Source organism: Desemzia sp. C1 (genome assembly GCF_020882875.1).
GTDB classification, from domain to species: domain Bacteria; phylum Bacillota; class Bacilli; order Lactobacillales; family Carnobacteriaceae; genus Desemzia; species Desemzia incerta.
Genome location: NZ_JAJIZP010000003.1, coordinates 594,235 through 608,411, shown reverse-complemented (window position 1 = coordinate 608,411; position 14,177 = coordinate 594,235). Strand labels below are relative to the sequence as shown.

13 protein-coding genes are annotated in these 14,177 nt (G+C 38.9%); 5 read left to right on the top strand and 8 right to left on the bottom strand.

Features of this window, described 5'->3' with window-relative positions:
* Positions 1-29: 29 nt before the first annotated feature.
* The 5 genes from LMF32_RS03310 (at position 30) to LMF32_RS03290 (ending at position 6,320) form a co-directional block, all read left to right on the top strand.
* Positions 30-1,631, top strand: a complete 1,602-nt coding sequence (locus tag LMF32_RS03310; RefSeq protein WP_230523860.1) for a PTS transporter subunit EIIC — start codon at positions 30-32, stop codon at positions 1,629-1,631.
* Between the two features lie 23 nt (positions 1,632-1,654).
* Complete coding sequence (locus LMF32_RS03305; protein WP_230523859.1) at positions 1,655-2,983, top strand: 6-phospho-alpha-glucosidase; 1,329 nt, start codon at positions 1,655-1,657, stop codon at positions 2,981-2,983.
* A gap of 94 nt (positions 2,984-3,077) precedes the next feature.
* Positions 3,078-3,974, top strand: coding sequence for a phosphogluconate dehydrogenase (NAD(+)-dependent, decarboxylating) (gene gnd, locus LMF32_RS03300; RefSeq protein ID WP_230523858.1), 897 nt, complete (start codon positions 3,078-3,080; stop codon positions 3,972-3,974).
* Positions 3,975-3,989: 15 nt separating this feature from the next.
* Positions 3,990-5,534: an FGGY family carbohydrate kinase gene (locus LMF32_RS13560; protein WP_230523857.1), complete on the top strand. Its 1,545-nt coding sequence runs from the start codon at positions 3,990-3,992 to the stop codon at positions 5,532-5,534.
* 96 nt (positions 5,535-5,630) lie between these two features.
* Positions 5,631-6,320: a DUF3885 domain-containing protein gene (locus LMF32_RS03290; RefSeq protein WP_230523856.1), complete on the top strand. Its 690-nt coding sequence runs from the start codon at positions 5,631-5,633 to the stop codon at positions 6,318-6,320.
* Between the two features lie 39 nt (positions 6,321-6,359).
* Here the strand turns inward: LMF32_RS03290 and LMF32_RS03285 are convergent, their stop codons facing one another.
* The 8 genes from LMF32_RS03285 to LMF32_RS03250 all read right to left on the bottom strand — a co-directional run bounded on the left by LMF32_RS03285 (position 6,360) and on the right by LMF32_RS03250 (position 14,092).
* The gene (locus LMF32_RS03285) at positions 6,360-6,704 is read right to left on the bottom strand and encodes a hypothetical protein (protein ID WP_230523855.1); all 345 of its coding nucleotides are present in this window, start codon (positions 6,702-6,704) and stop codon (positions 6,360-6,362) included.
* A gap of 149 nt (positions 6,705-6,853) precedes the next feature.
* Complete coding sequence (locus LMF32_RS03280) at positions 6,854-8,176, bottom strand: ISL3 family transposase (protein ID WP_091482164.1); 1,323 nt, start codon at positions 8,174-8,176, stop codon at positions 6,854-6,856.
* A 241-nt stretch (positions 8,177-8,417) separates the two neighbouring features.
* Positions 8,418-10,058: a mercury(II) reductase gene (merA, locus tag LMF32_RS03275; RefSeq protein ID WP_230523854.1), complete on the bottom strand. Its 1,641-nt coding sequence runs from the start codon at positions 10,056-10,058 to the stop codon at positions 8,418-8,420.
* Between the two features lie 24 nt (positions 10,059-10,082).
* Positions 10,083-10,475: an Hg(II)-responsive transcriptional regulator gene (gene merR / locus LMF32_RS03270; RefSeq protein WP_017186745.1), complete on the bottom strand. Its 393-nt coding sequence runs from the start codon at positions 10,473-10,475 to the stop codon at positions 10,083-10,085.
* Between the two features lie 486 nt (positions 10,476-10,961).
* The gene (locus LMF32_RS03265; protein WP_230523853.1) at positions 10,962-12,203 is read right to left on the bottom strand and encodes a DUF438 domain-containing protein; all 1,242 of its coding nucleotides are present in this window, start codon (positions 12,201-12,203) and stop codon (positions 10,962-10,964) included.
* On the bottom strand, positions 12,203-12,433 hold the full coding sequence (locus tag LMF32_RS03260) for a DUF1858 domain-containing protein (RefSeq protein WP_092478991.1): 231 nt from the start codon (positions 12,431-12,433) through the stop codon (positions 12,203-12,205). The genes LMF32_RS03265 and LMF32_RS03260 overlap by 1 nt, the downstream gene beginning before the upstream one ends.
* Before the next feature lie 229 nt (positions 12,434-12,662).
* On the bottom strand, positions 12,663-12,941 hold the full coding sequence (locus LMF32_RS03255) for a Rieske 2Fe-2S domain-containing protein (RefSeq protein ID WP_230523852.1): 279 nt from the start codon (positions 12,939-12,941) through the stop codon (positions 12,663-12,665).
* Positions 12,926-14,092, bottom strand: coding sequence for an FAD-binding oxidoreductase (locus LMF32_RS03250; protein ID WP_347401926.1), 1,167 nt, complete (start codon positions 14,090-14,092; stop codon positions 12,926-12,928). Before LMF32_RS03250 ends, LMF32_RS03255 begins: the two co-directional genes overlap by 16 nt.
* Positions 14,093-14,177: the final 85 nt, after the last annotated feature.

Here is a 14,177-nt window from a genome sequence, read left to right as displayed (position 1 = left end):
AAGAAAAGAGATAAGGAGGAAGAAGAGACATGAAAGAAAAAATGATGGATGGGCTGCAGCGATTTTCCAAAGCTATGTTTATTCCTGTACTGATATTACCGATCGCAGGGATTTTGATCGCTTTAGGAAACGTGTTTACCAATCAGCGGTTAATTGAAACCGTTCCCTTTATGGATAATCCAATCACCACAGGTTTTGGCACTATTTTATCTGGATCATTAGTATCCATTTTAAGCAACTTAGGATTGATTTTCTGTGTGGGGTTAACGGTTGGTTTAGCGAAGAAAAAGAAAGCTGAAGCAGGGTTTACAGCTGTCTTAGGTTATTTAGTATTTATCAATGCAATGAATAAATTTATGGAATTATCTGGATTATTGATTGAAGCAGAATCTTTGCAAGGAACGGGGCAAGCATCTGTTCTAGGCGTTCAAGTCTTAGATATGGGTGTATTCTTGGGAATCTTGTTGGGTGTCGTCACAGCAATGGTCCACAATAAATACGTAGACAAAGAATTCAATAATGCATTTCAAATTTACGGCGGATCACGTTTTGTATTTATTGTTTTGATCCCAGTCGTTGTGTTATTAGCCATTGCCTTTACTTATATTTGGCCATTTTTCCAAATGGGTATCAACAACTTGGGAGTCTTGATCAATCAAAGCGGCAATTTTGGATTATTCTTATATGGTATGTTGGAAAGATTATTAATTCCTACTGGATTACACCATTTAGTGTACACACCGTTCTTATACTCTTCATTAGGAGGAGTTCAAGAAGTTGGGGGCCAAATTTTCGAAGGAGCTAGAAACATTTACTTTGCTGAAATAGCGGATCCGAATGTAGCCGTTCTTTCTCCAAGTGTTATCTGGGATGCACGTGGAATCTCTAAAATGTTCGGTTTGATCGGTGCATGTTTGGCAATGTACCAAACAGCAAGTCCAGAGAAAAAACAACAAGCGAAAGCTATCTTGATTCCAGCAGCGGTAACATCTTTTATCGCCGGAGTTACAGAACCAATTGAATTTTCGTTCATGTTCATTGCGCCGATTTTGTTCGTTGTGCATTCAGTATTGAGCGGATTGAGTATGGTCGTCTTAAACTTATTCAACGTTCGAGCAATCGGACCAAATGGTTTTATTGACTTTATTTTATACAACATTCCTCTTGGACAAGAAAAAACCAACTGGATCATGTATATTGTTGTCGGATTAATGTTCTTTGCGATTTACTACTTTACATTCCGTCTATTGATCACCAAATTGAATTTGAAAACCATTGGACGTGAAGATGATGGTCAAGAAACAAAATTGTATTCAAAACAAGATTACAAAGAAAGCAAAGGATCAAAAGATGTTGCAACACAAACAGGAACAAAAGATACTGGCTTAGCCAGCACGATCGTCGGAGCGTTAGGCGGAGCAGATAATATTCAATCAGTCACAAACTGCTATACACGATTAAGATTAGTCTTAGAAGAACCTGATAAAGTTGATGAGTCTGTTTTGAAAAATGAAACAGGTGCTAATGGAATCATCGTCAAAGGACAAAATGTTCATGTAGTGTACGGATTGCAAGTAGAAAGTGTTCGAAAAGCAGTAGACAAGTATCTAGGTATTGCTGAAGAAGAATAAAACAAACAGAAGGAGTTTTTTAAATGAAGAAGTTTTCAATTGTTATTGCCGGTGGAGGAAGTACTTTTACTCCAGGAATCGTAATGATGTTATTAGACAATATGGACCGTTTCCCGATTAGAGAATTGAAACTCTACGATAATGATGGAGAGAGACAAGGGATTTTAGGAGATGCATTAGAAATTCTCTTGAAAGAACAAGCTCCAGAAGTGAAGTTTTCACACACCACAGACCCAGAAACTGCTTTTACAGACGTAGACTTTGTTATGGCGCACATTCGTGTTGGAAAATACGCTATGCGTGAACAAGATGAAAAAATTCCTTTAAAATATGGAGTCGTTGGTCAAGAAACTTGCGGACCAGGTGGAATTGCCTATGGAATGCGCAGCATTACAGGAATGATGGAGATTATCGACTACATGGAGAAATACTCTCCGGATGCTTGGATGTTGAACTACTCAAATCCAGCAGCTATTGTAGCAGAAGCGTGCCGCGTGATGCGTCCGAATTCAAAAGTCTTAAACATTTGCGATATGCCTGTAGGAACACTAAGAAGAATGTCTCAAATCGTAGGAAAAACTCCAGACGAATTAGAAGTTCGCTACTTTGGTTTAAACCACTTTGGATGGTGGACAAGCGTAAAAGACAAAGAAACTGGCCACGAATATTTAGATGAAATCAAAGAGTACGTTGCTGAAAACGGCTATTTAACACAAGTAGAAGTAGATACGCAACATATGGACGAGAGCTGGCAAGCAACGCATAAAAAAGCCAAAGATCTATTAGCAATCGAACCGCGTTTCTTACCAAATACGTATTTGAAATACTACTTCTACCCAGATTACGAAGTATCTCAGTCCAATCCTGAATTTACTCGTGCCAACGAAGTTATGGCTGGTCGTGAAAAAGAAGTCTTTACAGCAGCTAGAGGCATTATCGAAAAAGGAACAGCTGAAAACAGCGGCTTCCACATTGATAGTCACGCATCATTTATCGTTGACTTAGCTCGTGCGATTGCGTTCAACACACATGAACGGATGTTGCTGATCGTTGAAAACAATGGAGCTATCGCCAACTTTGATGACGATGCAATGGTAGAAGTACCGTGTATCGTGGGCAGTGATGGTCCAGAACCATTAGCTCAAGGAAAAATTCCTAATTTTGAAAGAGCGTTGATGCTGCAACAAGTTACAGCAGAAAAAATGGTTGTTGAAGCGTATATCGAAGGAAGCTACCAAAAATTATGGCAAGCATTAAGTCTATCTAAGATCGTTCCAAATGCCGAAGTGGCTAAGAACTTGTTAGATGATTTGATTGAAGCCAACAAAGGATACTGGCCAGAATTAAGCTAAGCAAAAATAATGAAAGCGGCGAGAAAAGTTTAGTTCCTTTTCTCGTTCTTTTTGTTTAAAATAAAAAAGAAAACCTTTAGGAGTGAACAGCAGAATGGAAATCGGTTTGATCGGATTAGGTAAAATGGGTCATCAATTAGCATTAAATTTGTTGGATAAAGGTCATAAAGTTACAGGGTACGACGTTATGGAACCAGCAAGAGAGGCAGCAGTTGGTGCTGGAATTGAAGTAGCAGAAAGTGTTGAAGGATTAGTCTCTGGTTTTACTGGACGAAGAGTCATTTGGATGATGGTCCCGGCAGGAGAGCCGTTAGAAACATTATTGCATGAGTTATTAGGATTGCTAGATGAAGGAGATATCATGATTGATGGCGGCAACTCTAACTACAAAGATTCTATCCATCATGCGGAGCTTGCGGCAGAAAAAGGTCTTTATTTCATGGACTTAGGGACGTCTGGCGGGACAAGCGGAGCTAGAGAAGGCGCTTGTATGATGATTGGTGGAAACGAAGAAGCGTTTCGTTACATTGAGCCTGTCATAGAAGAAATTTGTGTCAAAGACGGGTACTTATATACTGGCAAATCAGGCAGCGGACACTTTTTGAAAATGGTCCATAATGGTGTAGAATATGGTATGATGCAAGCAATGGGCGAGGGATTTGAACTCGTTGAAAAAAGCGGTTTTGATTATGATAATGCTGAGGTTGCAAAAGTATGGAACAACGGTTCTGTAATCCGCAGCTGGTTAATGGAATTAGCTGAACAAGCTTTCCAAAAAGATGGACATTTAGATGAAATGACCGGGATGATGCAATCTTCAGGAGAAGGTCAATGGACTGTTGAAACCGGTTTAGAATTAAAAGTTCCGACGCCTGTTATTTCGATGTCTTTGATGATGAGATACCGTTCTTTACAAGAAGATACATATGCTGGAAAAGTTGTTTCAGCACTACGAAATGAATTTGGCGGACATGGGGTAATCAAAAAGTAAGAAGGAAGTGTAGCAGTGAGTCAATATGTTATTGGGGTAGATATTGGGACAACGAGTACAAAAGCGGTTCTTTTTCAAACAGATGGCACCGTTATGAGTTCAGCTTACGATTACTATCCTTTGATCAAAGAAAAACCAGCATTTGCTGAACAAGAACTAACGGATATCTATCAAGCCGTAGTAAAAACCATCAAAACAGTGGTGACTCAAACAAGCACGCTTGCAGAAGAAATTGCAGCGGTTAGTTTTTCGAGTGCTATGCACAGTCTGATTTTGATAGATCAGGAAGACCAGCCGTTGACAAGGAGCATTACATGGGCGGACAATCGTGCTCACCAATGCGCGGAACGGATAAAAGCTACCACCGGGACAGAAATCTATCAACGTACCGGAACACCGATCCATCCGATGTCGCCTTTGTGCAAGATCAGCTGGTTCAAAGAAGAAGAACCGGAACTGTTCCGTCAAACGAAAAAATTCATTGGTGTAAAAGAGTATGTTTTCCATCAATTATTCGGTGAATATGCTGTCGATTATTCAGTAGCTTCAAGTACTGGTTTATTCAACATCCATACTTTAAATTGGGATGAATTGGCTCTTCAAGAAGCCGGTATAACGATCAATCAATTGCCAATTGCCTACAGTCCGACAAAGCAGTTGAGCGGATTGAAAATGGACGTTGCCGCAGAGTTGGGCTTGCTTCCAACGACTCCATTTGTTTTAGGCGGAAGTGACGGGTGTTTATCTAATTTAGGAGTAGGCGCTGTCGATTCAAAAAGCGTCGCTATTACAATCGGGACCAGTGCAGCAGTGCGGATGGTGACGAACAAACCTTATTTGGATGAGGATCAGAGAACATTTTGTTATGTACTAGATGAAAACCATTACGTCGTTGGTGGAGCCATTAATAATGGCGGTGTCATCATGGACTGGGCAAAAAAACAATTTTTCCATGCGGAGAGCGCATTTGGAAAACTAGAAGAATACAGCAAAATGATGGAATTGATCAACACGGTTCCTACTGGTTCAGAAGGATTGCTGTTCCATCCGTATTTAAACGGCGAACGGGCTCCTTTGTGGCAAGGAGAGGCAAGAGGTTCGTTCTTCGGGCTGCATTTGATGCACGAAAACAAGCATATGCTGAGAGCTGTTTTGGAAGGAATCTGTTTAAACATTTATGATGTGCTGTGCGAGATCATCGAGCAGGCAGGAAAACCAGATAAGATTATTGCAACCGGGGGATTTTCTCAATCTGAAGTGTGGCGCCAATTATTAACGGACGTGGTCCAACAAGAAATGTACGTTCCGGAAAGTTTTGAAAGTTCATGTTTAGGAGCAAGCGTGATCGCACTGAAGAGTGTAGGCTTGGTTGACGACATCCATGCCATCAAAGAGATGATCGGTGCAGAACACAGACACTATCCAAATCCTCAAAATAGTGCTGTGTACCAAGAAATATTCCCGTTTTACCGAAAATTGAGCAGACAATTCTCAGGGAACTTTGATGAATTGAGCCAACTGCAACAAAAGATCACTCCAAAAAATAGGGTCTTAAAATAAAAAAGATTAAGCTTCTTGAGCAGCAGTTGAATGCTTGAGAAGCTTAATTTGTTTTATCTTATTTAATTTAAACTGTAGTAAAGGGGAAAGATGAACATGGATGTTACCGAGTATCTAGATAAAAATATTCCTGGGCTTCAATTGATACCTTCTATCTATAAACAATGGCCTATAGGTATACACTTTCTACTTGGTGAAGGCATTTATCAATTTGATGAGAAAGGTAAGCTTCGTTTAAAACGATTTGAAAAAGCCTATCAGCAAGCGTGGACAATTTTCAACGAGCTGTTTGATCAAGAGGATGACTTAATCCTTGTCACGAATGTTTATCTTCAAAAACAACAACAAATTCAGAAAGTAAAAGTTTATCAACCAAATTTGAGAGACAAAAATAACTTGAACAAATTGAATGTTGAAACGCATCCTTATCCTTTTGATCCAGATGAAAAGGAAGGTTATGAGATGCAACGCTTTTCCTTGCATTGCCAAGTAAAGGACGTGCGGGTAGAGCATATACTTAAAGCTGCGATTAATGAAGATTTTCCTCCGTTGAAACCTAGGTTCGCAAGGAATGGGGCTGATTACCCAGATGTTTTCTTTGTAAATGCAACGAGAGATATTATTTTGTTTATATATGATGACAGAGGGTGCGAAGTGATAGCGAATAAAGCTGATAAATTACAGCCTCTTTATCAAAAATATGCTCATTGGGTAGATGATTTCGAAAAAGAGCAAATAGCTAAAAATTTAGGGTTACCCCCAGATAATGATTTTTCCAAAAGCTAATATACCAATGTCCTATGCAACGTAGTAACAGTTAGAGATTTAAAACTGCTTTTCGTTGATTACTTTATGCTTGGATAGCAGGATTACACTGATGACATTTAAAGCAATGGTTACGATAACCAGTATTGCTGATATCTGGGCTACAGTACTGGTCGTGTCCATAAGTGCAGTCCAATCTTGCAATGTAACTAAGTGATTGATATAGGAAATCTGAAACCACAGGGCAATAGAACAAGCTGTTATACTTAACAGCAATTTTGTAATTGAAAATTTAGTCGTTTCTTTTTTGAATTGGACTATAGCGAGAGCAGGAATGAACCAAGCTGCTAATCCAAAAATCAAACTGCCTATATTAAGCCAACCGTAATCAAATAGACCAAACATATTATTCTCCTTCCAGGAGCCGTTTTTATGAAATCATATCTTTAAAATGATTATACTATTCCTTTTTTCGTAATAGGGTTAAGTTTGTATTAGGATTTTGATAAGATATTAGAAAATACGGGTATTCGGATTTTATGGTGGAAAAGGGCTTATAAATCACCCTTCTCCAAATTCTTAATAAGTGTGGAAAAATCGACACCAAAGTTGTCTGTAATGTTATGATCATTCACTTCATACCAATTGAAATTATCGTGTAACATAGCTTTATTGAAAGCACTTGAATTAAATCGTGGCTTACGCCTTTTATGGAGCTTCTCATTGAAAAGGATTTTGGCTCGTAAGGCATCAAACGAGTAACCTCTACCCGTTCGCTCTACCTGCCTAATAATGCTGTTAATTGACTCCGTATAAGCGTTAGTGAGCCTTTTATCAAAGTAGTTGAATATTTCGACATGCCAGTTGTCTACGGCTCTCACGAGGTCTTTATATGCATCTTTAGAGTTACTGGACATACAACGGTGTCTCCACTGACTATAACGAAGACGACCTTCATCTGAATCAGGAGTATCCCATATCCAGTAAAACTCTTCTTTGAGTTCATAGGCTTCTTTTAAGGCAGGAAGATTACCTAACCAAGTCTCTAAGAGGAATGATTCACGTTCATTTAGATCGTGTTTACGCTTTAGAAGGATAAACCTTTCACGCATAAGGGTACGTCTTTCTTTTTGGCTCATATGAGCTTTCAAAGACTTTCTGACGTTATCTAAGGCTTGATTAGCCATTCTAACTACATGAAACTTATCTACGACCACTTTAGCGTGTGGAAGGATAGTGTTCACTGCGTCTTTGTAGGGCTTCCACATATCCATTGTGACGTACTCAATATAAGTCCTGTCACTGATTTCTGAAAGACGTTGGATGACTGTTTCCTTGTTACGGTTAGGCTTGATGTCATAAATAGTCCTGCGTTCAATATTAGTCAATACAAGCCGAGGTCTTCGGATAATATGTATCTCGTCTATCCCAAGCCACTTAGGAGTTTCAAACTGGTATTCACGTTCTTTGAGTGCCACATAGTCCTTAAAAACGTTCCTAATAGTTTTCTCGTCAACGCCAACGCTTTCTGCGACTTCTACAAAGGTCTTAGACATGGATTGCTCTTGAATAGACTTTAAAAGCCTTTTGGTCATACTACGCTTTTCATCTACAGATACTAGGCGTTCCCAGAAGGTAGATCCGCATTCACGACACTTGTATCGTCTACGGTTCAATTGTAAGCCCACTCGCTTTAAACGAATGGGCAAATCCATAATTAGTTGATTTCTTGAACTGTGTTTGTACAACTTGTCAAAACCACATTCAGGACAACGTTCAGGTGGTCCGACTGCTTCAACTTTAAACATCATATCGGTTTCATTTTCTTGTGGTGATTCTATTGTTTTAATGTCTGGTAGGGATAATAAGTCTGACATATTGTTCATCCTTTATTACTCTGCGGTGTTAAGGTATCAAATATAGATTTGATGTCGAAATCATCAGTGTTAAATTATTTTCGTGACCACAAATGCACTTAGAAAATCCCTTAAAGCATTTATATAATGGGTGATCGCAAAATAGTGTATGAAATCCTTTTGTAGACTTTGCTAAACTACTGCACACTTTAGTACAGTATTAGCTGGTTCACTTGAATAGGGAATTGTAAAAAAAGTTCCCTTAGCCTGCACAACAAGATAATTTCGAAACATCCTTATCAAAGGTAAGAGCAGCTAATTTTAATCCTTCTGCCATTGTTAAATATGGTGCAAGGCTGTCTTTTAAATCCTCGACTGTTAATCCAAACTTAACGGCTAATGTCGCCGCATATATCACATCTCCTGCATTTTCAGATACGATATGAACCCCTAGTAATTTTGAAGTTTTTGCATCGGCAACAAGCTTAAAAACGCCTGTTGTTTCACGATTTACTATTGCTCTTGGAACTGCATCTAAAGGCAATACAGATTTTTTTACTTCATAGCCTTTTTCTTTTGCTTGTTCTTCTGTTAAACCAACCGTTGCAATCGAAGGATTTGTAAAAATTACGCCAGGAACAACGGATAAATCTAATTTTTTATTTAATCCGCCAATCGCATTATCGGCAACAATTCCACCTTCATATGCTGCTACATAAACGAATTGAGGTCCTAATGTTACATCGCCTGCAGCATAAATCTTTTCATTACTTGTCCTAGCGTAGTCATTTATCAGGATTTCTTTTCGTTTTCCAACTTCAACCCCTGCGGCACTTAATTTCAAAGCATCTGTATTTGGTTTTCTTCCTGTTGCAACAAGTAACTGCTCAGATTCCACCACTTTTTTCTTACCATCTACTGTTACATGAACCTTTTTGATTTGCCCCTCTTGTTCTACACGCTCAAAAGTTGCCCCTTTTACAAGGTTAATACCTTGTTCAATTAACGCTTTTTCTACGGCTTCTGAAATTTCTTGATCATATTCTTTTAAAAGTCGCTCACGTCTTTGCATAAGCGTGACTTCTGAACCTAAATTATGAAACAATTGCCCAAGTTCCATTCCGATATATCCTGAACCAATAACCGTTAATCGTTTTGGTACCGTTTTTAATTCAAGTAATGTTGTACTTGTTAGATAATCCATTTTTTCAAGTCCTGAAATCGGCGGTAAGGAAGGAGAAACGCCCGTTGCAATTAAGAAACGCTTTGCAGAAAGTTTCTTCCCGTTAACTTCAACTGTATTTTCATCAACAAATATTGCTTCACCTTCAATTAACTCAAAGCCATATTCATCAATTAAATTGACATATTTTTGATTCCGAAGTTCGCTTACTAACTCATCTTTATGCTTTACTAAAGGAGCTAATTCCACTTTTCCAGCAGATGTTTGTAAACCTATAAATGGGTTGACTTTTGCCAAATGATTGATTTCCCCAGCTCTAAGAAGTGTTTTTGATGGCACACAACCAATATTCACACAGGTTCCCCCAACGGTTCCACGCTCAATCATAGCTACTTTTGCCCCATATTCAACCGATTTAATCGCAGCCGAAAAAGCAGCCCCGCCAGAACCAATGATAAGTAAGTCATAGTCTCCCTCATCACCTAAAACTATTTTTTCTTCAGATTGTACTTCTTCTATTTCTCCAGGCTGGTATTTTGCTTCATCAATTGCCTTTTTTGCACTTTCCACCCCAATATCATCGGGTAATTCAAATACTGCTTCACCACGACGAAAACTAGACTCAATATTTTTAGCACCTATCTTTTCAAGTGCTGATTCAACGTGTTTTTCACAACCCGCACAGGTCATTCCTTGAATGTTTACCTTAAATTTATTCATAATAAAGCCCCTTTCGTTAATCTCTCATGTTAATGTTTCTATTATTGGACACGAATGTAATTGCTTTTCATCTGGACATCGTTGTTTTAAGTCGTCTAACATAGTTTCAATTCGTTTTAAATCCTCTATTTGTTTTTGAACTTCCTTTTGTTTTTTAGAAACAAATTCGAACATATCTTGACAACGAACTTCATCTTTATCTACAACACCAAGTAATTTATAAATCTCGTTTAAAGAAAATCCAAGTTCCTGTATTCGTTTAATAAACCCAACACGCTTAACGTCATCATATGAATATATCCGATAACCAGCTTCCGTTCGGTGAGGTTCTTGTAGTAAATTTTTTCGCTCGTAATATCTAATCGTTTCTTTATTAACGCCACATTTTTCTGCAAACTCACTAATGCGATAAATCATCTTATTTCACCCCATGAATATTATAAACCGTGTACCATAGTACGCGGTCAAGTAAATTGGACTATTTTATTTTTCCCCAACGTATCACTCGTATGTGATTGATACTTTTATATAATACTATTGATTGTCCTAACATCCCACCAGAAAATCCGATTTAAACACCAGTTGTTTTTAAACTATTAAGAAAGTAATTCCACTATATATTCCGAAGACCCGAAAATACTAGCAGCAGATCTGTATATAACTGATTTGCTGCTAGAATTTGTTTTTGAGTTAGTATCCACAAAAAGTCTCAAGGCATTTTTCTATATGCTCTTTATAGACGCGTTGCGTAAGGCTGACTTCACTCTCTTTATGAACGCCTTACTCCACGCTCTTTTTAGACGCGTTGCGTAAGGCAGCTCACACAAATATAAGCCGAATTCGGCCTGTTAGGAAATACACCTAACTGGTCGAATCCTTCTTATATTTGGCAAGCTGAACGCCTTACTCCACGCTCTTTTTTTCGGTTCCGTCTAAGTCGATGATGTTTTGGATGGGTTGGACGTATTCCAAGGTACCCATGTAAGTGCCGTCGTCGTCTCTGACGGCTGTATAAGTGACCATAACGAACTCACCGCGGGCATGGAACCAAAGTGTTTCGGACTCTTTTTCTCCTGATTTGAAGTCTGCGATCAATTTTTTGACTATCGGCTGACTTTTAGGCGGATGACAATTTTCAACTTGTCGTCCAATAGCGTTTTTAGTCCGTGGGAACAGTTTTCTGCCTGTCCCTACATTAAAATATTTCACAGTATCATTCGCATCGACAAAAGACAATTCAAGGGGTAATAAGTTCAGCATCTTTTCCAATTCATTAGGTGTTAAATGCCCAACCTTAAAGTGGATATTGGCATCTTGTTCAGCAGGTTCCGTTTCTGGAATTGAAACATCTTCAAATGAAGTCCGCTCCGGTATCCATTTGGCCTCTGGTTTGACGATACAATAGCCGATTTCATCCGATTCTTCGTCAATTTTGAGCCAATCATCTTCATTGAAAATGTCACTCACCATCGGAATCAAGATTTCTTCTTCTTTAACGATCATTTCTTCTAATTCATATTTCAAAGTAGCGAACTCTTCTTTTAATTGGTCCAACTGATTGGTTTCCACAGATAGAACGACTTGTTTGAATAAGGCGCGGATATCATCGTCCACACCCCACATGACTTTAGGAGGAGCTGTGATACCATAACGTTCCATAATAGGAAACATGGAGTTTTCCTTACGTGCATAATGGTTATCGAATTGCCAAAGAATCGTCAACTGTTTCAATAATCCATCTTTGATTTCAGGCTCCGGCTCCAAGAGATACACTTCTATCAATCGTTGTATACGGTCTAAGCTGCTTTCAATCGCCAAGTTTTCTTGTTTAAGCACGTGGATCGGATGACCAGGCTTCTTAAACTCATCGGATTGATTTTCAGGGTCACTAATAGTGCCTAAAAACATAGAAGCATGGATATTGCACAATTTTTGAATATCTTCTACATTAATGCCTTCTCCTAACAATCTTCTTTCCATTACCGAGATCTCAAACGCACTGATGCCCGAAAAGTGTTCTTCAAAATCTTGTTTTACTAAATCTTTGTCTTCGCCTGCATGCAGCCGCAGCAGCAGATCTTTTAAGATAGATTGTCGTTGCTCTAATTCTAGCGCACGTTTTCCTTTATGTTGAGTTTCAGTCATTAGGCATTCTCCTCAATCGTAAAACCTTGACCTTCCAACTTAGCGATCAATTCAGGAATATCTAATCCAATTTGTTCAGCGCCTTTTTTCAATGGCATCATTCGACCGACAGAATTCAATAAGTGATCATTTTGTAAGGGGGTAAAACCCATATGAACCAGAATATTCTTTAACTCAGGGTATTGTTGGATCAATTGATAAACAGTTTCGTTCAGATTGATTTTTTTCATAGTGCTCAACCTTTCAAATTCAATTCGATTGAATGTTTGTGATATTTTTCTCAAATGGTGACTGACTCTATTGTAAAGGAGAAAAAAATGCTTTTCAATAAATAGCAGATAGAATTATTTTAAGAAATCTATGGTTTCACAAATTAGTCAACTTTGTAGACGCAACGCACTAAGTCCCTATTTGAATCACCTCATAAGCGATTCAAATAGGTGCTGTTGATAAATTTGTTCAAATGTCTGATGATGGCAATGGTTTTACAGACGGACCTTCAAACACTTCGCCTTTGTAAGAAAATCGAGAGCCATGACAAGCGCAGTCCCAAGAACGCTCGGCATCATTCCAATCTAAACTGCAGCCTAAATGGGTACAGACCGGAATGACTTTATGCAAATGTCCTTGTTCATCTCGATAAGCGCCTACTTTTTTTCCCTGGACACTGACTAAGCCGCCTTCATCCAATGCAAGATCGGACAACTTCTTATCAGGACGTTTTAATTTACCGACCACAAGTCTTTTCCCACCGATGTATTTTTCCATAAAAAAGTTTTGGTATCGACTAATTTCAATTTCTTTCGAGTAGGATCAAATAGAGAGGCATAACGATTCTTCTGACCTAAAATAGTGTCTGTTAATAACTTGGCAGCAACAGCTCCAGCAGACATGCCCCATTTATTGAATCCTGTAGCAACGAAAATCGTATCGTTTTGTTTGGTCATTTGTCCGATGTAAGGGACTTTATCTAAGGTTTGGAGATCTTGACTGGACCACATGTGAAGAGGAGATTGTCCGCCAAAGTATTTCTTGCCGAATTCTTCCAAGTCTTGATAATGAAAAATGGTTTTTTGAGAACTTTTGCCCGTTTGGTGACCTTCTCCGCCGACCAATAAGAGCGGTTCACCATCTTTTCCTTGGACAGAACGGATAGATCGAGCAGGCTGTTCGACGTTGATATACATGCCTTCAGGAATTTTGCCAGTTGCTCGAGTCACCATGGCATAAGAACGGTGGATGGAAAGGCGTGTGAAATACAATCCGTCCGCATCATTTATAGGATAATGAGTAGCCATAATAATTTTTTCACATAAAATAAGAGAGTTATTCTCTGTCAAAATCAAAGGTGTTGTTTCTTTAAGGATTTCCATTGCACGAGTGTGTTCAAAGATTGTTCCGCCTAAACGAATAATCTCGCGAACGAGTGCAGTTAGAAAAAGTACCGGATCAAATTGTGCTTGATCGTACATCACTAAAGCTTCTTTGATAGGAAAAGGCAAGTCAGAGTTTTCTTTTGTTAATTCACCATTGATCCCCAGAGTTTGGTAAGCAGCTGCCTCTCTTTCTAGTTTTCGTTTTCCATAGTGGGACTCAGCGTAAATGAAGGGGTCTTTCGTTTCGTAAGCACATTCGATACTCAACTCTTTGATCAGTTGCCGGATAAATTCCAGTCCATCTATGTTCGCGTCATAATACTGCTTGGCTTTATCTTCACCAAGCGTTTTTATGAGCTGGTCATAAATCAAACTGTGTTGAGCGGTGATTTTTGCCGTCGTATGACCGGTAACTCCGTTGATCAGTCGGCCGGCTTCGATCAATGTGACTTTTTTGCCCGCTTTTGCCAACAAATAAGCACTGATGATGCCAACAATGCCACCGCCGACAATACCGATTTCAGTTGTATGGTTTTCTTTTAAGACTGGAAACTCAGGAGTGGTTTGTTAGGCTGTCCAGAACGATTTTGGAAAAGGC